Source organism: Agarivorans gilvus, from assembly GCF_001420915.1.
In the GTDB taxonomy this organism is placed as follows: Bacteria; Pseudomonadota; Gammaproteobacteria; order Enterobacterales; family Celerinatantimonadaceae; genus Agarivorans; species Agarivorans gilvus.
In genome coordinates this window covers 626,136-651,290 of sequence record NZ_CP013021.1, presented here as the reverse complement: position 1 = coordinate 651,290, position 25,155 = coordinate 626,136, and the positions used below count along the sequence as shown (strand labels likewise).

Annotated in this window: 21 protein-coding genes, 6 tRNA genes and 3 pseudogenes; 23 read left to right on the top strand and 7 right to left on the bottom strand. The window is 44.6% G+C overall.

Features of this window, described 5'->3' with window-relative positions; translation table 11 throughout:
- The first annotated feature begins 237 nt into the window (after nt 1-237).
- Entirely contained in the window at nt 238-2,874 is a 2,637-nt protein-coding gene (gene topA, locus AR383_RS03090) for a type I DNA topoisomerase (protein ID WP_055731804.1), read from the top strand.
- 54 nt (nt 2,875-2,928) lie between these two features.
- On the opposite strand, the gene AR383_RS03085 is transcribed toward topA, so the two are convergent.
- The 3 genes from AR383_RS03085 to AR383_RS03075 all read right to left on the bottom strand — a co-directional run bounded on the left by AR383_RS03085 (nt 2,929) and on the right by AR383_RS03075 (nt 5,465).
- Nucleotides 2,929-3,888, bottom strand: a complete 960-nt coding sequence (locus tag AR383_RS03085; protein WP_055731803.1) for a methylenetetrahydrofolate reductase — start codon at nt 3,886-3,888, stop codon at nt 2,929-2,931.
- An 87-nt stretch (nt 3,889-3,975) separates the two neighbouring features.
- The gene (locus AR383_RS03080; RefSeq protein WP_055731802.1) at nt 3,976-4,740 is read right to left on the bottom strand and encodes a hypothetical protein; all 765 of its coding nucleotides are present in this window, start codon (nt 4,738-4,740) and stop codon (nt 3,976-3,978) included.
- 32 nt (nt 4,741-4,772) lie between these two features.
- Nucleotides 4,773-5,465: a sensor histidine kinase gene (locus tag AR383_RS03075; protein ID WP_055731801.1), complete on the bottom strand. Its 693-nt coding sequence runs from the start codon at nt 5,463-5,465 to the stop codon at nt 4,773-4,775.
- Nucleotides 5,466-5,627: 162 nt separating this feature from the next.
- Between AR383_RS03075 and AR383_RS03070 the strand changes: the two genes are divergently transcribed.
- The 4 genes and pseudogenes from AR383_RS03070 (at nt 5,628) to AR383_RS22625 (ending at nt 8,920) form a co-directional block, all read left to right on the top strand.
- Nucleotides 5,628-6,641: a M14 family zinc carboxypeptidase gene (locus tag AR383_RS03070; protein WP_055731800.1), complete on the top strand. Its 1,014-nt coding sequence runs from the start codon at nt 5,628-5,630 to the stop codon at nt 6,639-6,641.
- Nucleotides 6,641-7,450, top strand: a complete 810-nt coding sequence (locus AR383_RS03065) for an alpha/beta fold hydrolase (RefSeq protein ID WP_055731799.1) — start codon at nt 6,641-6,643, stop codon at nt 7,448-7,450. The genes AR383_RS03070 and AR383_RS03065 overlap by 1 nt, the downstream gene beginning before the upstream one ends.
- 2 nt (nt 7,451-7,452) lie before the next feature.
- Entirely contained in the window at nt 7,453-8,019 is a 567-nt protein-coding gene (locus AR383_RS03060; RefSeq protein WP_055731798.1) for a hypothetical protein, read from the top strand.
- A gap of 314 nt (nt 8,020-8,333) precedes the next feature.
- A pseudogene (locus tag AR383_RS22625) lies at nt 8,334-8,920 on the top strand (lipase family protein).
- Between the two features lie 174 nt (nt 8,921-9,094).
- Here the strand turns inward: AR383_RS22625 and AR383_RS03050 are convergent.
- The 3 genes and pseudogenes from AR383_RS03050 to rssA all read right to left on the bottom strand — a co-directional run bounded on the left by AR383_RS03050 (nt 9,095) and on the right by rssA (nt 12,221).
- On the bottom strand, nt 9,095-9,544 hold the full coding sequence (locus AR383_RS03050; protein ID WP_055731797.1) for a hypothetical protein: 450 nt from the start codon (nt 9,542-9,544) through the stop codon (nt 9,095-9,097).
- Nucleotides 9,545-10,177: 633 nt separating this feature from the next.
- A complete protein-coding gene (locus tag AR383_RS03045; RefSeq protein ID WP_055731796.1) occupies nt 10,178-11,119 on the bottom strand; it encodes a YeiH family protein in 942 nt (313 codons plus the stop codon).
- A gap of 176 nt (nt 11,120-11,295) precedes the next feature.
- A pseudogene (gene rssA / locus AR383_RS03040) lies at nt 11,296-12,221 on the bottom strand (patatin-like phospholipase RssA).
- Nucleotides 12,222-12,423: 202 nt separating this feature from the next.
- Here rssA and ruvA point away from each other — a divergent pair.
- From ruvA to AR383_RS02950, 18 genes and pseudogenes are all read left to right on the top strand, one after another.
- Nucleotides 12,424-13,044: a Holliday junction branch migration protein RuvA gene (gene ruvA, locus AR383_RS03035; RefSeq protein WP_055731795.1), complete on the top strand. Its 621-nt coding sequence runs from the start codon at nt 12,424-12,426 to the stop codon at nt 13,042-13,044.
- A 15-nt stretch (nt 13,045-13,059) separates the two neighbouring features.
- Nucleotides 13,060-14,067 (top strand): Holliday junction branch migration DNA helicase RuvB, encoded by a 1,008-nt coding sequence (gene ruvB / locus AR383_RS03030; protein WP_055731794.1) that lies wholly within the window; start codon nt 13,060-13,062, stop codon nt 14,065-14,067.
- A gap of 173 nt (nt 14,068-14,240) precedes the next feature.
- On the top strand, nt 14,241-14,639 hold the full coding sequence (gene ybgC / locus AR383_RS03025; protein WP_055731793.1) for a tol-pal system-associated acyl-CoA thioesterase: 399 nt from the start codon (nt 14,241-14,243) through the stop codon (nt 14,637-14,639).
- Nucleotides 14,629-15,315, top strand: coding sequence for a protein TolQ (tolQ, locus tag AR383_RS03020; RefSeq protein ID WP_055731792.1), 687 nt, complete (start codon nt 14,629-14,631; stop codon nt 15,313-15,315). The genes ybgC and tolQ overlap by 11 nt, the downstream gene beginning before the upstream one ends.
- Nucleotides 15,316-15,323: 8 nt before the next feature.
- Nucleotides 15,324-15,761 (top strand): protein TolR, encoded by a 438-nt coding sequence (gene tolR / locus AR383_RS03015; protein WP_055731791.1) that lies wholly within the window; start codon nt 15,324-15,326, stop codon nt 15,759-15,761.
- 13 nt (nt 15,762-15,774) lie between these two features.
- Nucleotides 15,775-16,770 carry a cell envelope integrity protein TolA gene (gene tolA / locus AR383_RS03010; RefSeq protein ID WP_055731790.1) on the top strand — a complete coding sequence of 332 codons (996 nt, stop codon included), beginning with the start codon at nt 15,775-15,777 and terminating at the stop codon, nt 16,768-16,770.
- A gap of 8 nt (nt 16,771-16,778) precedes the next feature.
- Nucleotides 16,779-18,132 (top strand): annotated as a pseudogene (gene tolB / locus AR383_RS03005) (Tol-Pal system beta propeller repeat protein TolB).
- Nucleotides 18,133-18,163: 31 nt separating this feature from the next.
- Nucleotides 18,164-18,721, top strand: coding sequence for a peptidoglycan-associated lipoprotein Pal (gene pal, locus AR383_RS03000; RefSeq protein WP_055731789.1), 558 nt, complete (start codon nt 18,164-18,166; stop codon nt 18,719-18,721).
- Nucleotides 18,722-18,746: 25 nt separating this feature from the next.
- Nucleotides 18,747-19,520 carry a tol-pal system protein YbgF gene (ybgF, locus tag AR383_RS02995; protein ID WP_055731788.1) on the top strand — a complete coding sequence of 258 codons (774 nt, stop codon included), beginning with the start codon at nt 18,747-18,749 and terminating at the stop codon, nt 19,518-19,520.
- A 194-nt stretch (nt 19,521-19,714) separates the two neighbouring features.
- Nucleotides 19,715-19,790 (top strand) — tRNA-Lys (locus AR383_RS02990).
- 28 nt (nt 19,791-19,818) lie between these two features.
- A tRNA-Lys gene (locus AR383_RS02985) sits at nt 19,819-19,894 on the top strand.
- Nucleotides 19,895-19,913: 19 nt separating this feature from the next.
- Nucleotides 19,914-19,989: transfer RNA gene (locus tag AR383_RS02980), tRNA-Lys, on the top strand.
- A 17-nt stretch (nt 19,990-20,006) separates the two neighbouring features.
- A tRNA-Lys gene (locus tag AR383_RS02975) sits at nt 20,007-20,082 on the top strand.
- Nucleotides 20,083-20,114: 32 nt separating this feature from the next.
- Nucleotides 20,115-20,190, top strand: a tRNA-Lys gene (locus AR383_RS02970).
- Nucleotides 20,191-20,210: 20 nt separating this feature from the next.
- Nucleotides 20,211-20,286 (top strand) — tRNA-Lys (locus AR383_RS02965).
- Nucleotides 20,287-20,394: 108 nt separating this feature from the next.
- Complete coding sequence (gene nadA / locus AR383_RS02960) at nt 20,395-21,453, top strand: quinolinate synthase NadA (protein WP_055731787.1); 1,059 nt, start codon at nt 20,395-20,397, stop codon at nt 21,451-21,453.
- 142 nt (nt 21,454-21,595) lie between these two features.
- Nucleotides 21,596-22,645 (top strand): GMP reductase, encoded by a 1,050-nt coding sequence (locus AR383_RS02955; protein WP_055731786.1) that lies wholly within the window; start codon nt 21,596-21,598, stop codon nt 22,643-22,645.
- A 371-nt stretch (nt 22,646-23,016) separates the two neighbouring features.
- Nucleotides 23,017-24,063 (top strand): NAD(P)-dependent alcohol dehydrogenase, encoded by a 1,047-nt coding sequence (locus AR383_RS02950; protein WP_055731785.1) that lies wholly within the window; start codon nt 23,017-23,019, stop codon nt 24,061-24,063.
- 88 nt (nt 24,064-24,151) lie between these two features.
- Here AR383_RS02950 and AR383_RS02945 read toward each other — a convergent pair whose 3' ends face one another.
- The gene (locus tag AR383_RS02945; protein ID WP_055731784.1) at nt 24,152-25,078 is read right to left on the bottom strand and encodes an AraC family transcriptional regulator; all 927 of its coding nucleotides are present in this window, start codon (nt 25,076-25,078) and stop codon (nt 24,152-24,154) included.
- Between the last annotated feature and the right edge of the window lie 77 nt (nt 25,079-25,155).

Sequence of the window (25,155 nt, the reverse complement as noted above, 5' to 3'; positions counted from 1 at the left end):
TTAATTATATTGGCGAAAATAGAAAATCAAGCGTATAACTCTACGCAATAATGATGAGTTTGCGATGTTAACAGTTTGTATCTTTGTGGTCGAGCGCTTAATTATTCGCCCAATAAGCCAAAGATTTAAAAAAGTTATTGACCTATGGCAACTCTCGCGCAATATAAAAAAGAACAAATATCTATTACTTCACTTAGTTGGCCAACTAAGCGAACCCAATGGTAAAAAAAGAGCAATATGAGTAAATCTCTAGTTATAGTGGAGTCACCCGCTAAAGCAAAAACGATTAATAAATACTTGGGACGCCAGTATGTGGTGAAGTCAAGTGTGGGTCATATTCGTGATTTGCCTAGTAGTGGAAGTAGTACTACTAAAAAGAAAGCCGCACCGGTATCAACCAAAGGCTTAAGTGCTGAAGAAAAAGCTAAGTTAAAGAAAGCCAAAGATCAAAAAGCCTTAGTTGCCAGAATGGGGGTAGACCCAGAAAAGGATTGGAAAGCTAACTATCAAATCCTACCGGGCAAGGAAAAGGTAGTAAATGAGTTAAAAAGTTTAGCCGAGAGCGCAGACACTATTTATCTCGCAACCGATTTGGACCGCGAAGGAGAGGCCATCGCCTGGCACTTAAAAGAAGTGATTGGTGGTGATGATAGTCGCTTTAAACGTGTAGTTTTTAACGAGATTACGAAGACCGCGATTAAAGATGCTTTCTCTCATCCTAGTGAGTTAAACATGGATAGGGTAAATGCCCAGCAAGCTCGACGCTTCCTCGATCGGGTGGTGGGCTACATGGTATCGCCCTTACTGTGGAAGAAAATTGCCCGTGGGCTTTCTGCTGGTCGAGTACAATCGGTAGCGGTGCGCTTAGTGGTAGAAAAAGAGCGTGAAATTAAAGCCTTTGTTCCAGAAGAGTTCTGGGACATTCATGCCGACCTTGCTACTTCTCAAGGCGAAGCGCTACGTTTAGAGGTGGCCAAACAACAAGGCCAGGCGTTTAAGCCAGTCAATAAAGAGCAAGCTGAACAAGCCGTTGCTAGTTTACAAGCAGCAAAATATCAAGTTAGCAAGCGTGAAGACAAGCCGACTCGTTCTAAACCCAAGGCTCCTTACATTACCTCTACCATGCAGCAAGCTGCTAGCACTCGCTTAGGTTTTGGTGTGAAGCGCACCATGATGTTGGCTCAGAGACTCTATGAAGCGGGTTATATCACTTACATGCGTACTGACTCGACAAACTTGAGTAAAGACGCTGTAGAGGCGGTTAGAGGCTATATCGACGATAATTTCGGTGCCAAGTATCTGCCTGAAAACCCCTTACGTTACTCTAGCAAGGAAGGGGCTCAAGAAGCCCACGAAGCTATTCGTCCTTCTGATGTTACGGTAACCAGTGCTCAACTCGCCGGCGTTGATAATGACGCCGCTAAATTGTACGACCTTATTTGGCGTCAATTTGTGGCGTGTCAAATGACCGACGCGCAATACGATGCGACAACTGTAACCGTTACCGCGGGTGACTTTGAGCTTCGCGCTAAAGGTAAGATCCTACGTTTTGATGGTTGGACTCGCGTTCAGCCCGTAGGTAAAGCAAATAAAGGTGAAGACGGAGTATTACCAGCGGTTGCCCAAGGTGATTCACTAGACTTAGTGGCCCTCGACCCTAAACAACACTTTACCAAGCCACCGGCTCGCTTTAATGAAGCGTCGTTGGTTCGAGAATTAGAAAAGCGCGGCATTGGTCGTCCTTCTACTTATGCCTCTATTATTTCTACCATTCAAGACCGTGGTTATGTGCGCACCGAAGGGCGCCGTTTCTATGCTGAGAAAATGGGCGAAATTGTTTCCGAGCGACTGTGCGAAAGTTTCCAAGATTTAATGAATTATGATTTCACTGCAGAAATGGAAGAACGTCTGGACGAAGTGGCTGACGGCAACTTTGAGTGGAAACAAGTATTAAATCAGTTCTATAAAAACTTTAAAAAGCAGCTCACTACAGCCGATGATGATGAAAAAGGGATGCGCAGCAATACCCCGGTTATCACCAATATCGAGTGTCCGGATTGTCAGCGTCCAATGGGGATCCGCACCGCCAGTACCGGCGTATTCCTCGGTTGTTCAGGTTATGCTCTGCCGCCGAAAGAGCGCTGTAAATGCACTATTAACTTGATCCCCGGTGAAGAAGCGGTGGCCGCGGATGCCGAAGAACAAGAAACTGAAGCACTACGAGCCAAAGAGCGCTGTCCTGTTTGTGGTACGGCAATGGATAGCTACTTAATTGATGAGAAGCGCAAACTGCATGTGTGTGGTAATAACCCTGATTGTGAGGGTTATATCGTAGAGCAGGGTAATTTCAAGATTAAAGGCTACGACGGTCCGATTGTTGAGTGTGAGAAATGTGGTAGTGACATGCAGTTGCGTACCGGACGTTTTGGCAAGTACATGGCCTGTACCGGCGAAGATTGCAGCAATACCCGTAAAATTTTGAAAAATGGTGAAGTGGCTCCTCCACGCGAAGACCCAGTTCACCTACCTGAACTGCCATGTGTTAATAGCGATGCCTACTTTGTATTACGTGATGGGGCTTCGGGGATCTTTATGGCTGCCAGCAATTTCCCGCGCTCGCGTGAAACACGGGCACCACTGGTTGAAGAACTACAGCGTTTTAAAGACCGCCTTCCTGAGAAGTTTTACTATTTGGCAGAAGGGCCGGTGGCCGATCCTGATGGTGTGAAAACGCTTATCCGTTATAGCCGTAAAACCAAAGAGCAATACATCAGTAGTGAAGTAGACGGTAAACCAACCGGTTGGCGAGCCTACTTTAGTGACGGTAAGTGGGTCGCTGAAGATAAACGCAAGAAGCCTAAGAAAAAGGCTTAACCTAAAAAAGGAAGCCAATTGGCTTCCTTTTTTATTGTATTTTAAATAGTTAAATCAGCTGTTTAATTGTAGCTGAGCCAGCTTTTTATCCATTGTTGCTTTAAGTAATTTATACAGCAAAATGGCCGCGTCAATTTCTTCTTTACGGTTGGTGAGACTCTCGATATTGAGTCCCAAAGGGACCCCTAAAGGCAATACCGCTTCGAGGATTTGCAACAGGTTGTTATAGCAAATCAGTATCGATTCTTTTAGAGGCTTATCGGCATTGAGTATTCGTAAGCTGGTGGCTTCTGGCACAGAAATACCCAACCACTCAATAAACTCTAGGGTTTTAGCGCTACCACAAGGCGAAAAGGTAAGAATAATGCGTTGTGGTTGCTGTTGGTTTTGCTGACAAGCATGAGCGTAACGACTCAACATATCAATGGTGGCTTGGGCGTTATATACCGCCTGAGTAACAAAGTACTGGCATCCTTGCTCGGTTTTATGCAGCAGCCGGGTGTGCTCATCGCCTTTTTTAGCGTGGCGCTCGGCAATGGTAACACCACCAAGATAGAAGTCGGGCGCGCTATCGGCTAATGCCTTATAGGCATCGGCTAGGCTGAGTTTGATATCTTGGTTGGCGGCAGGGCTGCCCACCAAAACTAAGTCACGAATTTCATATTGATGCCACGCTTCTTTTAGCCAGCCTACAAAGTCCTCAGCGCTACGTTGAGAGACACTTTTGTAAGTGATTACCGAACGCTGGCTTTTGTGCATTAATAACTGAGCGTAGAGTCGCGGGTCATGGGTCTGCATAAAGGGAAAGGGGCGCGGCTTGTCGATACGACTACTTTCATCTTGAATGTCGTAAACAATAAGGCCGTCATAATCGATTTCATCTAAACGTGACAGTAGTTTATCGGCGATATCGCTGACCATTTCAATGTCTGTGTTTTTCTTAGGCGGAGTGGTGCCAATAAAATAAACCCCATGCAGCGGGTCGCGAGATATTTGTTGGAGTGATTTGCGCATTGTTGCTTAACTTAGATTTTATTTGTGCTTATTTTTGCATAGCTGCTAAGTGAGGTCTAATACTGCCACTGATTAGGCAACAAAAAGCTACCATTTTTTCTTAGGCTGGAATAATACGTCTAACTCGTCGGTTTCTTTTTCAGCTAAACTTTGCGCCTCTTTTTGGCTAGCCGATTTGAGTTTTTCACTCATTTCCTGATTCATTTGCAACATATCTTGAAGTTTTTGTTCTAGATAAGCATCTCTATCAGAAATATTATTTAGCGCTGAAATTCCTTTATTTAATAGTTGTCGCGCGGTGCCCCATTGGCGTAGCGCTTGGGCTTCGATGGCGCGTTTCAAGGCATTCTCAATATTCACTTTGAGTTGCATTAATTCTAAACGGCGGTCTTCAAGCACGAATACTTGGGTATTTAGGCGCCCTTTGGCATGTTCTGAGCGAACTACGGCTCTAATTTTTTTTACGATTTGCAGCATTTGCAAGGCGTCTTTGTCGGTATCGGGGGCACGAAAAGCGCTGTCGCTGATTTCACTGGCGGTATTAATCTGGCTAAGTTGTTCTTTGGTAGCCCGAATGCGGCTATTTAGGCCTTTAACACTAGGATCAACCGTTTGAATTTGATTAAGTGCTTCGTAAATTCGCTTGTGTAGTAACTCTACGAGAACTTTACTGTAGGGGAGAATGGAGGAGTGCAGCAGTAACTCTTCGGTTTCGTTAATAATGGCTTTTTGTTTAGCGATGGCTAAACGGCGCTCGGCTTCTTGTTTTTGTTTAAATTGCTGAACCATGTTGTAGGCGATAACCAAAAACAACAGTGCACCAACGCCAAGCAATATTAAGGTAAATACCATAATTTAACCGAAAAAATCCTTAAGTGTTTATGTTACGGAAGGTATAAACTGAAACAGCTTCCACCTAAGCAGCTACCGTTTTCTAAGGTTATTTTACCTACCTTACCTGAGTTTATATGTGCTTTAGCGATCAATTTTGCGAAAAATAAACCTAAACCACTACGATTTTTAACAAAGTTGATCTGAGAAGCAACGTCTTCCTTTGCCAAATCAATAATTTCTTGTGGAAAACCGCTTCCATCATCAAAAATTTGGATACATAAATAGTTATCGGCTTGTTTGGCAGAAATCTTAATCTGTTTTTCGGAATAGCGTAAGGCGTTTATAACAATGTCATTTAAAAGGTAATCAACTAGTTGCCCATCAAAATACCAAGTTAAGCTCGGTTCTACCTCTAAAATGACTTTGAGGCCAGTTTGTTCAATAAAGGTTTGGTTTTTGTAATAGATATCGTTGAGCAAGTCCTCTATGTAATGCTCTTCGATAGTCATTGGCATCTGCTCTTTCTCAAAGCGGTATAAAGCCAGTAATTGCATTAAACTGCCGTTCAGGCGAGAGACTTCGTAATGCAAGCGAGACAATTCTTCACTGTCTTCTCGTCCCTGCTGCTTAGAGCGTTGGGCAAGGGACTCTGTGGATTGGGTTAGCATGCACAATGAGTTTTTCATGTCATGAACCGCTGTCGCTAATACAGAAGAAAAATCGAGACTGTCGTTAACCGGCATAATAACCCCTTATAAACACAGCAAGCAGTGTAACTGAAGGCGAGCTTTCTCGCAAAATCAATAACTTCGCTAATATTACTCGGGTTGGAGCTCCACTTAGTCATGATTTTGTCATGCGGGTTTGCTAGACCTTGTAGCTCAATTATAGCAACCGGAGCATGAATGCAGGGCTTGAGCGATTTCCCCGAGATGGAGCAACTGTTGAGCTTGCTCGAACAGCACGATGACAAACTAACTATTGGTACTATAGCTGAGCCCAATTGCAGTAAGGGGCGCTTTCCGGTGCACTTGGTCAGTTTGGGTAATCAGGCTATGGCTAATCCGGGAATTATGTTTGTGGGAGGGATCCACGGTGTCGAGCGTATTGGCAGCCAAGTAGTGTTGTCTTTTCTTTCAAGTATATTACAGCGCTTAACTTGGGACAGGCAGTTGCAGCAATTACTAACACAGTTTTACTTAGCCTTTATTCCTATCGCTAATCCTTGTGGCATGGTGATGCAGCGGCGCGCCAATGCTAATGGAGTGGACTTAATGCGAAACTCTCCGATACAGGCGCAACATGGTGCAAGTTTTTTGGTGGGAGGCCAACGCATAAGTAGCAAACTACCATGGTATCGAGGGCGATTGGGGGAAGCGATGGAAAGCGAAAGCCAAGCTATTGTAAACACTGTACAGCAGACCTTGTTGCAACGCCCTTTTAGCTTGGTATTGGATTGCCACAGTGGATTTGGTCAGAATGATCGGCTGTGGTTTCCATATGCGCATTCAAGTAGCGAGGTGATGGCTGATTTGGCCTGTCTCTACCGTTTACGCGAATTGTTTTTTAGCTCTTATCCTCACCAAAACTATTTATTTGAGCCGCAAACTAAACACTATGTTTGCCATGGCGATCTGTGGGACTACGCTTACCAACAGTCATTGGCCTACCCAGGAGTCTTTTTACCGCTAACGTTAGAAATGGGCTCTTGGCGTTGGTTGAAGAAGAATCCGCTACAGCTGTTTAATAGCTTAGGCTTGTTTCACCCAATGAAGCCGCATCGTGTACAGCGGGTATTACGCCGCCACTTAGTACTAATGGAGTTTCTTATGAACGCATGTTATTCCGCCCCCATATTAAATGACCAAGAGCAAGCTCTGCATTATCAGCGTTTGGCAAAACAGTTGTGGTATCGCTAATGACAGAGCCTGTTAGTTCTAGACCAATAGTATTGCTGCGAGGTTTAGTACGAGAACAGCGACATTGGGGAGAGTTCAAACAGCAGCTCCAGCGGCGGTATCCTGAGCGGGCGGTATTAAGCTTTGATGTTCCAGGTAATGGCCAGCTTTATCATTTGTCCAGTGCCTGGCAGATTGCAAAGTTAAGACAAAGCCTACGAGTACAACTTCGCTTGTGCCAGGTGGAGATTAAGCAGCTTGATTTGTTGGCCATTTCAATGGGAGGCATGTTGGCCTTAGATTGGGCTAGGGCGTATCCAGAAGAGGTACGCTCGCTTACACTGCTTAATCCTTCCAATGCCGCATTTTCGCCGTTTTACCAGCGATTGAACTATCGTAACTACTTCAAATTGTTAGGCTGTTTGTTCGCCAGCACGAGAGCGAGCCGAGAGCGGCGAATAATGCAGTTAAGTTCAAGTTTTCCTGAGCGCCATCAAACTGTGTTGGCCAGCTGGATTGGCTGGGCAGAGCAGTGCCCGGTAAGTGTAGCGAACGCCTTCAAGCAGTTGGTGGCTGCTGCAACATTTAAACTTGAGCAAGCGCCATCGGTTCCGTTATTGTTATTAGCAAGCCGTCGAGATCAATTGGTGAGCGTTCGTTGTAGCCAAGCCATGGCGCAAGCATGGGGATGTGGTTTAAAAGTACACCCGCGAGCAGGACACGACCTAGCCTTAGATGCCCCCAATTGGACTTGCCAACAAATTGCGCGTTGGTTTGCTAGTCTTGAAGAGCAAGCTAATAAGCATGAAGTAACCCAGAGGGATGGATAATAATGAAGTGGTGGATCTACATTGGCTGTTTACTGCCCCTGTTCAGTCAAGCCAATCAGTTGGCTATTGAAGTTATCGATGCTGCTTATCCCAAGTTAACGTTGCGTTTAGAGCAAGTTAACAATGTGGAGATGATTGAGGCGAGTTCGCTGTTGCTGGCTGGACATCAGCAAACAGCTGTAGGCATGAGCTTACCGTCCAATAAAGCCTGTGTCGCTGAGCAGTTGGCGCCCTTACGCGGTCGCTTGCAAGTGGTGGAATTGGCTTGGTCGAGCAGTATTCAACAGCAACTAGAAAAAGTTAAAGCGCAAACCTGGTCGGATAGTGCTCTGTACATAGATATCATCAGCACTAATGAGAGTTGTAGTAAACAAAGCCTACGCTTGATGTTTCCCTCTCTTAGACACTTTAGCCAAGGGTGGGGGCGTTTAAGTTTGTCCTCACAAGGAGCAATGGAGGCCCATGGCTTTGTGGTGATGCAGCAAGTTGGCGAAGGTCTCATCTTTACACCAGTAAGCCCTGACAACAATCGAGCGCAGCAGTATTGGTTGAATTACTATCAACAGTAACGCTCTTCATAAAACTGTCATATTAATTTATGACGAGTGTGTTTCAATAGGTTACCTTGTAATATTGGTGTGCCAAGTTGTTTTTTTCTTCTTTTACCCAAGAGCCAGCGGCAAAACTCAAGAAGCTAAAACGTTATCAATATGAACGTTATGCAGTGCTGTGTCGCTTAGCTTACCCTTCTGCCTTGCAAGACACTCAGTTGGCTCGAGATAAATACCAATATCAAGATGTATTCGACCGCTGGGGACGTTCTACGACTCGGGTATTATGGAAGGATAATAAAGAAGAGGTGATAGTGGTGTTTCGGGGTTCTATGAACCTATTTGATTGGCTGGTCAATTTGGCCTGTATTCCTAGAAAGTACTGGCTTGGTCACCATTATTACCATGTTCATTGGGGCTACTTGCAATTACTTGAGCAAACCAGCTGTCCGCCTAATCGCAGTAAACGGCAGCTTACGGTTTACCAGCGTTTAGAATCGGTGTTGCAACCACTAATCGATCAGGGCAAGCGGATAAGCCTGACCGGTCATTCCTCTGGGGGTGTATGGCGGTATTGGCTGCGGATAGGTTGGAGCATCGCTTTCCGAAAAAGGTGAAACGAGTGGTGACTTTTGGTCAGCCCGCTACGGGGATATGGAACTTCAAACAGCACTATAAATTACATCATAAGACTTACCGAATTTGCTGCGATTTAGACATCGTAACTTTTTTACCACCACTGCCATTTTTGTATTGGCATGTCGGCCGAATGCTGTGGTTACACGATGAAAAAGTGTATGAAAATATTCCTACTTGGTATCGATTGAGTAAATCTTTAATTAGCTGGCTGTTATTACCTTTCACCTTTCACTACATGCGAAAATACATTCGTAATAAAGACTTTTTTGATGAGCACTAATTAGGCTCTGTTGATCTTTCGAGGTGTTTATTACAGCGGCTTGCAGGGGCCTTGTACAAGGCAGAGCCTTTGAAATATCGTGACTCTGCTTGAGCAACTTATAACGTAGTAGAAAGCTTCTACTAACGCTGCTCGAATAGGGCGGAAAAATTAACCGTGAAAGGCCAACTGGTTCTAATAAGTATTGCGATAGGACTGAGCAGCGCGCATGCCGGTTTTATCAACACTGACAATTTCTGTTCTTGGCCAACGACCACATAGCAAGGTAATGTCTTGTTCACTTTCTTTATAGTAAACATAACGTTGACCCTTTCCTAAGTTACAGCAGACAGGTTGCTCGTCTAAATAGCTAATACTCACGAAGCCATTGTCGGAATGGACGGCAGGGCACCAATCTTGGGTGGTTCCACCATGATGATCGGGCTGCTGTGCTTTTAATACTTGTAGTGCATCAATGGTATTAGACGGGTGGGTGGCAAACCAATTTAAGTAGTCTGAAACACTCAATTGTTTATCATAGAACTTTGCCAAAGTGACCTTTTGCATTTCCAATATTGCTAAGATGATGAGCAATAAGGCAATGATAAAAGGAAACATTATTCGATAAAGCAAAGTTTGAAACATTGGGCCTGCCGTAGTTTAGTCAATTGGCGACGATTCTAACAAAAACGTGATGTATGTCTAATTATTATTGTCCTTATTTAGGCCAATTAGGCGTGCTCGCTTGCCCGCGCTGTGGCGGATAAGCCAAAAGTTAAGTGTGCGTATCGGTGTTTGGGCTAGTTTTGTCAATGATTCAGCCTAGTTGTTACTGATGGGAGTTGGCCGTTGATGGCCGAGCTTTACGTGGCATTGTTAGGGGATTGGGTAAACCACCAAGCCTTGGTGCTTGTCTTAGTGCTTAGTGCCATATAATTGCTGGTGCTAGCTTATGCGTAAACTGAATTTGTCGGTGTTTGCTCCGAAGCTAAGATAGCATTGTGGAGGACAGCGCATTGCACATAGTATTTCTATCTTTAGTTTTGATAAGTTTGATTTCATCTTGGTTTTACCAAGGGCTTACCAGTGCAACACTGCAAGCCTTGGCTTTCATAATGCTGTTAGTGGCATTGGCTTATAAAACATACAAAAAACGTTTTAAGGCACTTGGTAAGTAAGAGCCATTACCACACACTGTATTGCTAATTACACCAATAACGCGACGCTATTGAATCACTTTTGTAGCCTGCTAAAGACCTAGCAGGCTGTTGGCACAAGCTAATAGAAACAATAAATCACTAGTAGTGATAGGCTCGCTATAAACATCCATAACAATACCCCCAGTAGCAGCGGCTTAATGCCGGCAGAGCGCAAGCTACTGGCTGTTAATTCGTAGCCGATAAAAAACAAACACACTTTTAGTACTTGCTTTGAGGCATCAAAAATACCGTTATACAGAGAGCTAAAGTAGGGCAGGTAATTGCTGATAACGATGGCCAAGACGTAGAATAGAATAAAGTAAGGAAGCTTAAATTTACTGTCCTTTTCTTTAAACACTAAGGCACTCACTAAGGCTACCGGAATAATCCATAAGGCTCTAGCCAGTTTTACAGTAGTGGCAACGCTTAAGGCTTTATCTCCATAAGCTGCAGCAGCCCCTACCACCGACGAGGTATCGTGAATAGCAATGGCGGCCCAATAGCCAAATTGTACTTGGCTTAAACTGAATAAATGACCAATAAGTGGAAAAATAAATAAACCACAGGCGTTTAAGATGAACACTGTGGCAAGTGCTAAAGATGTTTGTTTACTGTTCGCGCCAATTGCAGGTGACACCGCCGCGATTGCACTGCCTCCACAAATAGCGGTACCGCTTGAAATGAGATAGCCAGTTTTTCTTTCTACGCGTAGATATTTTCCCAGAAGATAACCAAGGCTTAGGGTTAGAGCAATAGAGCCGACGATTAAGCCGAAGCCTTTTTGGCTATATTCAATGGCTTGTTCAATGGAAATACCGAAACCAAGACCAACAATGGAAAAAGATAATAAACGTTTGGTTATCTTAGCCAGCTGGAGATTTTTAGGGCTATAGCCTAAATTCGCCAAACAGGCTCCTATCAATAAAGCCGCTGGTCCGTTTATTAGCGGCGTCAGTATCAGCAAAGCGATACCGATACATGCCCAGTCAGATGGTTGAAAATGTCTAATTTTAACTAACATAGCAGCCCTCAAATTGTTACTCCATTATAGAACTTCGAGAGCCACGAGGAACTGCTAATTTCAGGTGATAAAAATCAATATAATATTTTTAAGATGTTGTTTTTTAATGGCTATATTAATGCATATCAATATTATTGATTATTTAAATTAATATTATTCAGTAAGCTGGAAGCTGCTTAGCGGTAGAGTATCTCTTCCTCAATTTGATGGCGCATCAGCTCGGTCACGCGTTTGCCTTCTGCAATGGCTTCTTCGGCACGGTGAAAGTCCATAATACCGATATCGCCTAACTTAGGTGAGAGCAAAATATCCGGCGGATCGCCCGCCATGCGTGTACGGGTTAAGCGTTCTTGCATAATATTAATCGAGGTCGACATAACCCAATCATGCCCGGAGAGCGGTTAGCGGCGGGTTGTTTTAAATTGGCTAACATCGAATTTAAAAAGTCTTTGCCACCCCCTAATAAGCGCCAAAACGGTTGACTGGGTTCACTGCTGGCCGCACCGTCTAACAATTGGTTTTCAGAAAGGTCGATGCGGGTTTTGTCACTATTTAAATTAACGGCAATCACCACATCGGCGCCCATTGCCCGGCATAATGATACAGGGACCGGGTTGACCACCGCACCGTCCACTAACCATTGGTCATTTAGTCGGTAAGGGGCCATTAAGCCGGGCATGGCACAGGAGGAGCGAACGGCATCACGGATCTGGCCTCGTTGTAGCCAAATTTCTTTTCCTGACTCCAATTCGGTTGCGACTGCAGCAAAGGGAATGGGTAACTGTTCGATACGCTCATTTCCAATATAGGTTTCAGCGGCATTAAAGACTTTTTCTCCAGTTAATAAGCCACCGCGGTTTAAGGAGAAATCCATAAGATTAAATACTTGCCAACTGCTTAAGCTAGTGGCCCATTCACTGAGCTTATCCAAGCGTTGGCAGGCATAGGCTGCCCCTACTAAGGAGCCAATTGAGCAACCTGCTACTACGTGAGGCTGGATCCCCATATCTTTAAGCGCGTTGATTACGCCAATATGTGCCCAACCTCTTGCAGCACCACTTCCTAGGGCGATTCCAACGAATGGTTCACGGTTTTTTGCCACTTTGCTTCCTGCCAAGTTATTTATTTGTGTAACTTAGTGTTGCTGATTAGCTTTTGAGTTTCAATGGCTTTACGAGCCTAAGCTTGGCTTATTTCGGTGCCATTGGTGGCTTTAACTGCTGAGACTAATCGCTGTTTAAAGACTGGATATATATCCAGTCTTTAAGGTAAGCTAGGCACAGTTTATTGAAGGAGTGAGAGTTGTGATAGCGAGCATTAAAGGTATTTTGGAAGAGAAGACCCCGCCCTATGTGCTGATTGACGTGGCAGGAGTGGGTTATGAGATCCAATTGCCAATGAACTGTTTCTATCAGTTACCCGAGTTAGGAGAGTCGGTCCGTTTACTTACTCATTTTATTGTGCGAGAAGATGCTCAGTTACTCTATGGCTTTCATGATCATGCATCACGCTCTTTGTTTCGTGAATTGATTAAAGTTAACGGCATCGGGCCGAAAGTCGCTTTGGCGATATTGTCAGGCCTGAGCTGTGCACAATTTGTAGCGGCGGTTAGTCACGAAGACCTTTCTAGCTTGGTGAAAGTACCGGGTATAGGTAAAAAAACCGCCGAGCGTTTGTTAGTTGAAATGAAAGACCGCTTGAAAAACTGGAATATGGAACTGCCTCAAACCCCAATAAGTGATAGCCTATCTACACACGGTGATTTGCCGCTACAGCCTAGTGTTGATCCTAAAGAAGAAGCAATTGCTGCATTGGAATCTTTGGGCTATAAAGCGATTCAAGCAGACAAGCTAGTTAAACAAGTCTGGACAAACGGAATGAGCAGTGAAGAATTAATTCGAGAAGCACTCAAGGCAGCTCTGTAATAAAGGTTAGAAATAATGATAGAAGCAGACCGCTTGGTCGCCGCTACAGCGATTAGCGAAGAAGAATCCGTTGATCGTGCTATTAGGCCAAAAAAATTATCCGACTATACCGGCCAGCAGGCAGTGGTAGAACAGTTAGATATTTTTATTGAAGCGGCACGCCGCCGTGACGATGCACTGGACCATTTACTCATTTTTGGCCCACCAGGTTTGGGTAAAACTACCTTAGCCAATATTGTGGCTAACGAATTAAACGTAAATATTAAAACGACCTCTGGGCCAGTATTAGAAAAAGCCGGAGATTTAGCCGCTTTGCTAACCAACTTAGAACCCGGCGACGTATTGTTTATTGATGAAATCCATCGTCTTAGTGCGGTGGTTGAAGAAGTGCTCTACCCAGCAATGGAAGATTACCAGCTGGATATTATGATAGGCGAAGGGCCGGCGGCTCGTTCAATCAAATTAGATTTGCCACCCTTTACTTTAATTGGAGCAACCACTCGCGCTGGGATGTTAACCTCTCCCTTGCGTGACCGTTTTGGAATAGTGCAACGCTTAGAGTTTTATAATACCAAGGATCTCGCTGACATCGTTGCCCGCAGCGCGCATTACCTAAATTTGCAACTAGATGAACAGGGTGCTTGGGAAGTGGCTCGACGCTCTCGCGGCACGCCGCGAATTGCCAATCGTCTATTACGTCGGGTGCGTGATTACGCTGACGTTAAGTTCGATGGCAAAGTCACTCAACAAGTGGCGGCGCAAGCTCTTGATTTGCTGAATGTCGATAGCGCGGGTTTCGATTATATGGACAGCAAGTTATTAAAAGCCATTACCGAGACTTTTTCCGGTGGGCCAGTGGGTTTAGATAACCTAGCTGCGGCGATTGGCGAAGATAAAGAAACCATTGAGGATGTACTGGAACCGTTTTTAATTCAGCAAGGTTATTTGCAACGAACACCTCGAGGCCGAATTGCCAGTGATAAGGCCTATCTTCACCTTGGTTTAGACCTTCCCAAAGCCTAAAAATACTGTCGCTAGGTGGCGACAGTCAGCCTAAAAAATCGGCTTAATATGTTTAATTTTAAGCCGTTATCAAAATTTTCTCGGTCAATTATCTAAATTAATCCTTTAGAGTCTTAACCTTAAGCACTTGCCTGTGTATAGTTATTTGTCAACGAAATACAAGGGTAGGTTAGATGGCAGTTATTACAGTTCGGGTTTATTACGAAGATACTGATGCGGGGGGCGTGGTGTATCATGCCAACCACATTAAGTACTTTGAAAGAGGCCGAACCGAATTGCTCAGAGATCTAGGCTACCAGCAAGATCAGCTTATGCAGCAAGATATCTGTTTTGTGGTTCGCAGCCTCAACATCGACTATAAACGTCCGGCCTTGTTTAACCAGCTACTCAGCGTAGAAACCACTATCAATACGCTAAAACGAGCAAGTATTGTGTTTGATCAAGCCATTAGGGATGCGGACCAACAGCTGATCGCCCAAGGACAGGTTACCGTTGCTTGTGTCACGTTATCTTCAATGAAGGCCACGGCCATTCCTACAAATCTAAAAGAGGATTTACTCGGTGCATTCTGATATGTCATTTATCGGCTTGTTTTGGCAGGCTAGCCTATTGGTTAAGTGTGTAATGTTGTTGCTGGTGAGCATGTCTGTTTATTCATGGGCAATGATCATTAATCGTAATCAAATCTTAAAAAAAGCCAAAACGGCCAGTGAGAATTTTGAACAGAAATTTTGGTCAGGCGTTGATCTCAATAAGTTGTATCAAGAAAGCAATGCACGAGCCGATCACTTGCAGGGCATGGAGCAAATTTTCCATTCCGGCTTTAAAGAATATGTGCGCTTACATAAGTCGAGTGGGCGTAGCGCTGAAGCGGTTATGGATGGAACTTATCGCAGCATGCGAGTTTCTTTGTCTCGTCAGGTTGAAGGTTTAGAAAACCAGCTGCCCATGCTGGCAACTATCGGTTCTATTAGTCCCTATATTGGCCTATTTGGTACTGTATGGGGGATTATGAACGCCTTTATCGCCTTAGGTGAAGTTCAGCAGGCCAGCTTAAACATGGTTGCACCGGGTATTGCAGAGGCCTTGATTGCTACCGCGATGGGCTTATTTGCAGCGATTCCTGCGGTGATCGCATTTAACCGTTTCTCAACTAAAGTCGCCAAACTGGAACACGACTATGCCAACTTCATGGAAGAGTTCTCCAGTATTTTACATCGTCAAACCCACAGTAATAGCAACGCATAGGTTTTAAGGTGAACTATTATCAGCGTCCCAAGCGGCGTTTAGTCGCAGAAATTAATGTAGTGCCCTACATCGACGTGATGTTGGTGTTGCTGATTATTTTTATGGTAACCGCACCATTGATAACTCAAGGGGTTAAGGTGGATCTTCCGCAGGCTTCAGCTGAGCCGATGCCAGAAGACAGCAAGCCACCCTTGGTTGCTACGGTAACTGAAAGTGGCCAGTATTACCTAGACACAGGGGAGGACGGTAGCTCTGCAGATCAGGCGCTATCGGGGGATGACCTACAAGCGATTGTGATGGCGCACCTGCAATTAGATCCGCAACTGCCAGTGGTGGTTCGTGGCGATAAAAATGTGCGTTATGAACAAGTGATTAACTTAATGGTATTGCTGCAAAGCGCAGGTGTACCTTCTGTTGGTTTAATGACACAGCCAGACGATAATTAGTTTAGGAATTGCATTGAAGTCGCCATTTAGCCTATCCATAATCATCTCTATACTGCTGCATGCAGTGTTGTTTGTTGCCTTGGTCTGGTCGGTTGATTTTGAACGGGTCAAGCTAGAGGCGACGCCCAGTGCGCCTATCATTCAAGCCACAGCGGTGGACATTGATCAGGTAAGCCAGCAAGTTGAGCGGATAAAACAGCAACAGCAGCAAAAGGCAGAGCAAGAACGAAAACGTATTGAACAGGCCGAAAAAGAAGCCGAGCAAGCACGTAAAAAACGTTTAGCCGAAGAACGTAGAATTAAACAATTAGAGTTGGAAAAACGTCAGCAAGAAGAAGCTAAACGTAAAGCCGATGAGCAGGCAAGACGAGCAAGAGAAAAGCAAAAGCTAGAGCAAGAAAAGGCAGCGCGTGCCGAAGCGGCCCGGTTGCAGAAAGAACAACAGCGTAAAGCAGCAGAAGAAGCCGCCGCAGCAGCAGAGGCTGAGCGCTTACGTAAGCTAGAGCAGCAAAAACAAGCCGAGGAAGCAGCCAGAAAGGCCGAAGAGGCGGCGCGTAAAGCTGAACAAGAGCGTATTCGTAAAGAGCGAGAGGCGCGAGCGGCAGCCGAGCGGGCGGCTAAAGAAGAAGCCGAACGTCAGCGTCAAGCTGAAATAGCGCGCCAAGAAGCTGAGTTTGAACGTCAACTTCAAGCGGAAATGGCAGCTGAAGCGAATGCGCGCCATCAACGTCAAGTATTGGGCGAGTTAGAAAAATACCGAGCCCTAATTATGTCGACGATCCAGCGGCATTGGTTGACGGAGCCGAGTATGATGGGCAAGCAATGTCAAATTCAATTGACCTTGGCATCGAATGGATTTGTTACTCGTATTGGCGATGGTAAAGGTGACGCCGCGGTGTGTGAATCAGCCCGCCGAGCCATTAGAAAGGCGGTGAGCCTGCCGGTATCGGATGATCCGGATGTGTTCGCCAAACTAAAAAATATTACTTTAACTCTTAAACCGGAATAGCTGTGATGATGAAAAAATTCCTAATAAGTGTCAGCCTGTTGTTTACATTTATTAATGTTGCTCAAGCTAACCTCGAAATTGTAATCACAGAAGGGTGGATAGCGCCCGGCCCGTTGGGGTGGTGCCATTTCAATGGGATGGCCACGGTGAGGTTCCGCTGGATTTAGCTAAAGTGGTTGCCAACGATCTACGCCGTTCTGGTAAATTTAATCCGGTGGCGATCAGCGAAATGCCACAAACTCCGCAAGAGCTTGAGCAAGTTGATTACGAAGCTTGGGCAGCCTTAGGAGTAGAAGCGGTATTACTAGGCAAGGTTGACGCCTTAGAAGGTGGCCAATACCGAGTGAGTTACACCCTTGTGGATGTACTAAGAGGTCAAGTTACCGCTGGTAACAAACAAGAGCTTAAAGACGGACAATTAGTGGTAAGCAATGACCATATTTTGTTGGATCGTTTTAAAAGTGTGGCTAAGGTACAGCTTCGTCAAATGGCTCACCTTATTTCAGACCGCGTTTATCAATCCTTAACCGGCGAGCGCGGCGCTTTCTTAACCCGTATCGCCTATGTTGTGGTGGATGAAAATGCAGAGCTAAGCTATCAACTTAGAGTGGCAGATTACGACGGCTACAGTGAGCAAACCGTTTTACGTTCATCGCAACCGATAATGTCGCCGTCTTGGTCTCCCGATGGCAGCCAATTAGCTTACGTTAGTTTTGAAAATAATAAGTCAGAGATTATTGTACATACTATCCGTGGCGCTGATGCGGGTAAGCGCGTGGTACTGAGCTCGTTCTCTGGTATTAATGGCGCGCCTGACTGGTCTCCTGATGGTAAGCGTTTAGCTATTGTTTTATCTAAGGATGGACAACCAGATATTTATGTTATTGACATCGAAAGCAAAAAACTGACTCGCATTACTAAAAGCCGACGCATTGATACCGAGCCAACTTGGTTGCCCAGTGGCAATGAACTGTTGTTCTCGTCGGAGCGTGGCGGTAAACCGCAAATTTACAAAGTTAATTTAGACACTAATAAAATTAATCGAGTGACCTGGGAAGGTGAAATGAATTTAGGAGGGCTGTGACTCCCGATGGTTCAGCCTTGGTTATGGTGAGTCGAGTTAATGGCCAATATCGAATTGCTCGTCAGGACTTTGATAGTGGTTATGTGCAAGTGTTAACTCGAACTCAGCTTGATGAATCACCCACAGTTGCACCTAATGGCAGTATGATTATGTACAGCACGGTAGCAGGTGGGCGTAAAGTATTGGCTTTAGTCTCCATGGATGGCCGATTTAAAGCTACATTACCCGCCAAAGAGGGCAGTGTTAGAGCCCCAGCGTGGTCACCCTTTTTAAATTAAATAAACACTATGTGATCATAAGGAATCCATAATGCAATTTGAACGACTAATAAAGACACTTTTTCTAGGTTTAGCATTAACTGGCTTGGCAGCTTGTAGCTCTAACAGTGCAAGTGATAGTGAAGTAACCGAAGCGGGTCAAACTGGAACGGAAGTAGTAGGTGGCACTGGTAACCAACAAAATGCCGGTGGTGTTGAAGTAGGCGGTGTTGACCCAGTGCTAAGCATTGAAGAACAAGAGCGTCAAAAAGCGGCGGAGCTGCGTCAAAGCCAAGTAGTTTATTTCGAATTTGACCGCGCCGACATTCGAGATGAGTTTGCTGAAATTCTAGAAGCCCATGCTAGTTACCTAAGAGATAATCCATCGGTTTCGGTATTAATTGAAGGTCACACCGATGAAAAAGGCACGCCAGAGTACAACATTGCTTTAGGTGAGCGCCGTGGTAAGGCTGTGGCTAAATATTTGCAAAGCTTGGGTGTATTAGCATCGCAAATTTCAATTGTTAGTTACGGTGAAGAGAAGCCAGTAGATAGCGCTCATACCGATGCAGCTATGGCTAAAAATCGTCGTGCTGTGTTAGTTTATTAATACGCTAAATCACATAGAGTCATTTATGAAACTAAATATGATTACGGCTACTATGGTAGCCGTTTTATTTTCGTTTAATGTAAACGCGGCTGCACCGGTTGAAGATGCGTCGGTGGCCAGTGCTCCAGCAACCGCCTCTGGCTTGTCGAGTAGTGGCTTAAGCCTAGAGCAACGGATAGAGCGTTTAGAGCGAATGCTGCAAGCGCGTAATCAAGTACAGTTGGATCTACAAAATCAGGTAGACGATATGTCTGATAGCGTATCCACGATGCTGGGCCAACTAGAGCAAAGTAATTACCAAATCCAACAAATGATCGAGCGTCAACGCGAGCTTTATCAGGAAATGGATAGACGTTTTACTCAGCTGCAAACGGCTAATGCTAGCGGCACAGTGAATACGCCAGAGGTGGCCACAGCAGCTACGGTAAGTGAAGACCAAGCTTATGATGCTGCGGTTGCTTTAGTGATGGAGCAAAAAGACTATGACGCGGCTATTCCCGCCTTTGAAAGCTTCATTCAGCAATACCCTCAATCCAGTTATGCACCTAATGCCCATTATTGGTTAGGTCAACTACAATATACTCGTGGACAACGTGAACAAGCCTCGCAGCAATTCAACAAAGTTGTTAATGATTATCCGCAATCTAATAAGGTGGCTGAGTCATTGTTAAAATTAGGTATCATTGCCCAGTTTAAAAATAACAATGCCGAGGCTAAAGCCTTATTTAATCGGGTACTTGAACAGTATCCAACGAGTGCGGCAGCTGGCTTGGCGAAGACGCGTTTGGCTCAGCTTTAAGCCAATAGAAGTTAAATAAAGTGCAGTAAATTCAAAATTCTGTACAAACAAGAAGCGGGTTGCTTATTTGCTGAACGCTTGAAAAAAAAGATTCAAATTACTATTGCACAACAGCCTTAAATCCGTATCATAGGCCGCCGTTGAGTCGGGCTAATTGCAACAGCAAATAGTACGGTTTAGCAGAAGTGCAAAATGGGTTGTTAGCTCAGTTGGTAGAGCAGTTGACTTTTAATCAATTGGTCGAAGGTTCAAATCCTTCACAACCCACCAATTTTGTTTCTTCAGTGTGATTTTTAATGGGTTGTTAGCTCAGTTGGTAGAGCAGTTGACTTTTAATCAATTGGTCGAAGGTTCAAATCCTTCACAACCCACCAATCATCACCAAACTTTAGTGGGTCGTTAGCTCAGTTGGTAGAGCAGTTGACTTTTAATCAATTGGTCGAAGGTTCAAATCCTTCACGACCCACCACTATTTTGAAACGCTTTGGGTTGTTAGCTCAGTTGGTAGAGCAGTTGACTTTTAATCAATTGGTCGAAGGTTCAAATCCTTCACAACCCACCATTCCTTCGTTTTAAAATAAGCATTTCAGCAGCGGGTTGTTAGCTCAGTTGGTAGAGCAGTTGACTTTTAATCAATTGGTCGAAGGTTCAAATCCTTCACAACCCACCACTGTAATCGCTGCCTGTTTTGGGTTGTTAGCTCAGTTGGTAGAGCAGTTGACTTTTAATCAATTGGTCGAAGGTTCAAATCCTTCACAACCCACCAATTCTCTGTATTACCTTCATCGCTTCGGCTAATTCTTTAGTTCAATAACTGCCATTAGACGATTTGGCGGTGTATAATGCTCGAACGACTTTTTTCCCAGACTCAGTTATGCAACAGCACGAATACTTTAACGAATCAATCTACCCATTTCCGGCTAAACCTGCGCCACTGGATGAACAGCAGCGGGCTGCTTACAAGCAACGCATCAAACAGTTACTTGTAGAAAAAGATGCTGTGTTGGTAGCGCATTACTATACCGATCCGGAGATCCAAGCTTTAGCCGAAGAAACTGGTGGCTGTGTGGCTGATTCTTTAGAAATGGCTCGCTTTGGTAATAATCACCCGGCTAAAACCTTGTTGGTAGCAGGGGTGCGCTTTATGGGTGAAACCGCGAAAATATTAACGCCCGAGAAGAAAGTGATTATGCCTACCTTGGAAGCGACTTGTTCTTTAGATTTGGGCTGTCCAGAGCAAGAGTTTGCAGAGTTTTGCGACCAACATCCAGAGCATACAGTAGTGGTTTACGCCAATACCTCTGCCGCGGTTAAAGCGCGTGCCGATTGGGTTGTGACGTCTAGTATTGCGGTAGATGTGGTGGAGCATTTGGATGCGCAAGGGCATAAGATTATTTGGGCGCCAGACAGGCACTTAGGCAGTTACGTTGCTAAGCAAACCGGTGCAGAGATGCTGTTATGGCAGGGGGCGTGTATCGTACACGACGAGTTTAAGGCGAAGGCTTTGCGTCAACTTAAACAACAATATCCTGATGCAGCGATTTTGGTGCATCCAGAGTCCCCTGAAAGTGTTGTTGCTATGGCTGATGCGGTGGGCTCAACTAGCCAACTGATTGCAGCGGCGCAAACCTTGCCGAACAAGAAACTCATCGTGGCTACCGATAAAGGCATTTTCTATAAAATGCAGCAAGCTTGCCCAGATAAAGAAATGATTGAAGCACCTACTGGTGGCAACGGCGCAACATGTCGCTCCTGCGCCCATTGCCCGTGGATGGCGATGAATGGCTTGAAGGCGATAGAAGAAGCCTTGATTGATGCTACTGGTAAAGAAGTGTTTGTTGATGAAGCCCTCATCGACAAAGCCTTGGTGCCGTTAAATCGAATGTTAGGTTTTGCAAAAAATAATCAGATTAAGGTGAAGGGCAACGCCTAGATCCACTAAATTAGTCTATCAAGCCAGTACATTGTTACTGGCTTTTTTGTTTATGCAGATAATTAAGCCTTAACTCTTTTATCAAATTCAAGTCTTTGCTATAATCTTCGGGTTTTGTGCCAAATAAACAGTAGAGAGATAAATGAGAGTTGAAACTGATATAAAGTTGGGTTTTAAAGACGTATTAATCAAACCTAAGCGCTCAACCTTGAAGAGCCGTTCTCAGGTTGTACTTGATCGGAAGTTTACCTTTAAGCATACCGGAAGTCAATGGGAAGGTGTTCCTGTTATTGCGGCAAATATGGATACAGTGGGAACGTTTGGTTTAGCCAAAGCTCTAGCTGAACACCGCATGATTACTGCTATTCACAAACACTACTCTATTGAGCAGTGGGCTGAGTTTCTTAGCAAAATGGCGCCAGAGAAAATTAAATATCTAATGGTAAGCTGCGGTACTTCTGACGCTGATTTTGAAAAAACTAAACAAATTTTAGCGCTAAACGAAAACCTACAGTTCATCTGTGTTGACGTTGCCAACGGTTACTCAGAGCACTTTGTTGGCTACGTGCGTAAAATGCGTGAAACCTTTGCTGACAAAGTCATAGTTGCCGGTAACGTGGTAACCGGTGAGATGGTAGAAGAGCTGATCTTAAGCGGTGCTGATATTGTTAAAGTTGGCATTGGCCCAGGTAGTGTATGTACTACTCGAGTTAAAACCGGTGTCGGTTATCCTCAACTTTCTGCGATTATCGAGTGTGCCGATGCCGCCCACGGTTTAGGTGGTCAGATTGTGGGTGACGGTGGTTGTACCCAAGCAGGTGATGTAGCTAAAGCCTTTGGTGGCGGCGCTGACTTCGTTATGTTGGGTGGCATGTTTGCTGCTCACCAAGAAAACGGTGGCGAAATTGTTGAACAAGATGGCCAGAAGTTTATGAAGTTCTACGGCATGAGTTCACAAACCGCTATGGATAAGCATACCGGTGGCGTAGCGGAATACCGCGCTTCAGAAGGTAAAACTGTGCTACTACCATACAAAGGCAGCGTGCAACTAACCGTTCAAGATATTCTTGGTGGAGTTCGTTCAGCCTGTACTTATGTTGGGGCCTCTGAGCTTAAAGAACTGACTAAACGCACTACGTTTATTCGTGTTCAAGAACAAGAAAACCAAGTATTTGGTATTACCAAAGTGTAGTTCGGCAGTAGAGCTGAAATAGCCGGCAAGGCCCATTTCAGCTCTACGACTTGCACCGCCTGTAAGTTTATCTTTGCTTGCTCACTCACTATTTAAATTCTAGGCCATAGCTTTTATTGCTGTGGCCTATTTGTTCTTAGTATCTATGACTACTTTCGTTTCTGTGCTCACGCTAGCTATCTTGCTGATTTTAAATGACTCATAAAGCTTAAATCTTTAGCCTTCTAGTTTCGCTTTGTTTTCACCGAGTAGAATCGAGCAATAATCAGAGGCTATTTGGCAAGAGTTAAACGGCGCTCCTGCCTATACTGGTATCACTAGGATGCAAATCCCAATTCGAAACATATAACATTAGAGAAAGGTAGACTTTCATGAAAACAGTTGGCTATGCAGCACATTCAGAAAATACAGAACTGGCTCCTTACCATTTTGAACGTCGCGAGTTACGCCCTAACGATGTTGCCATCGACATTACTTACTGTGGCGTATGTCACTCAGATCTACATACGGTAAATGGAGATTGGGGGCCACAGCCTTACCCTTTAGTGCCTGGTCATGAAATCGTCGGTATTGTTAGTGCCGTAGGTAGTGAAGCTAGCAAATATAAAGTGGGTGATAAAGTAGCAGTTGGCTGTATGGTTGACAGTTGTCAAGAGTGTGACCACTGCCATGACGGTGAAGAACAATATTGTCGCAACGGTATGACACCAACCTACGGAGTACCAGACAGACAAACTGGTGACATTACTCAAGGTGGCTACTCTAAGCACATTGTGGTTCGCGAAGAGTTTGTATTACGCATTCCTGAGAATCTTGATATGTCTCGTGCGGCACCTATTTTGTGTGCAGGTATTACTACCTATTCACCACTGCGTACTTGGAAAGTGACGAAAGGCTCACGAGTAGGGGTGATTGGTCTAGGTGGTTTAGGCCACATGGCGGTTAAACTTGCCGTTGCTATGGGAGCCGAAGTTACAGTTATTAGCCGTTCGAATAATAAAGAGACGCAAGCTAAAGAAATTGGCGCTAAGGGCATTTTGGTCTCGAGTGACCAACAAGCAATGCTGCAGGCGGCCTCTTCGCTTGACTTAATCATAGATACTGTTCCGGTTAAGCACGACATTAACATCTATGTACCACTACTTGATTTAGACGGTACTTTAACAATTGTGGGTCAAATCGGTCCACTAGAAGAACCAATGACTTTACCCTTGGTATTAGGTCGCCGTCGTGTTGCGGGGTCTTTAATCGGAGGCATTACTGAAACGCAGGAGCTACTGGAGTTTTGTGCCGAACATCAACTATACCCAGAGTGCGAAACCATTAAGATGGAACAAATTAACGATGCATTTAAGCAGTTAGCCACAGGTGATTTAGCCCACCGCTTTGTGATTGATATGACCGCTTTCGAAGCTTAATGGGTTTTTGGATTTAGTGATTAATGAAGAGCAAAAGCAGCCTTGGGCTGCTTTTCTGTTTTTTAGTTAACTTTGGGGTTTGGTTTAACTATCCGGTAATAGCTGCTTCCTTTGATTGGCGCAGGGCTTTGATGTCTTTTAACGGTGGAGCACCAAATAAGCGGCTGTATTCGCGACTAAACTGAGAAGGACTTTCATAACCTACTTTGAAAGTAGTGGACATGGCATCTAAGTTCTCGGTAAGCATTAAACGTCGAGCTTCATTTAAACGTAGTTTCTTTTGAAATTGCAGCGGTGTCATTGAAGTTACTGAGCGAAAGTGGGAGTAAAAGGCTGATTTACTCATACCACAGTTTGAAGCGAGTTCGCCTACACTTAAAGGCTTAATAAAGTTATGTTTTAACCAATTAATCGCCTTGGATATTTGTTGGCTATGATTCCCAGAGGTGACGATTTGATAAAGCCTAGGGCCTTGTTCGCCATTTAATAAGCGGTAGAAAATTTCCCGCTTAATGATGGGCGCCATAATTTTTATACTGTCTGGTTCGCTTTGTAATGCAATTAAGCGGCTAAAAGCATCAACTAAGCTCGGTGTGAGCTCGCTAGTGGCAATCCCTTTATGAGCCTCTTTACTCGGAGTAAATGAAAGCTCGCTATCGACAATTAATTGCGAGATTTCCGGTAAATCTAACCTAAGGATCACCCCTAAGTAGGGTTTATCTTCACTGGCTTCCACGATGTTGGCGATAATCGGTAGTTCTACAGATGATATGAGGAAGTGATTGGCATCATAAAGAAAGCTGTCTTCGCCAAGTGTAACTCGCTTTTTCCCTTGTGCAATTAGGCAAATACTCGGTTGGTGTGTATAGCTGGTAGGGGCGGTCGGGTGGCTCCAGCGGCTAAAATGTAATCCCGAAATATCTGTTTCAAGGTAATTTGAATCTCCAGTTAACTCAATAAGTTGCTCTGCCATTTTGGTTCTGGAAAGGTTCATTTCCTGGGAATGATTGCTCATTACATCTCCTATTCAATTAGGCATTAACTGTTTCTCAAATGAAATCAGTTTAAAGTACATTCGTCCGAACATATGTA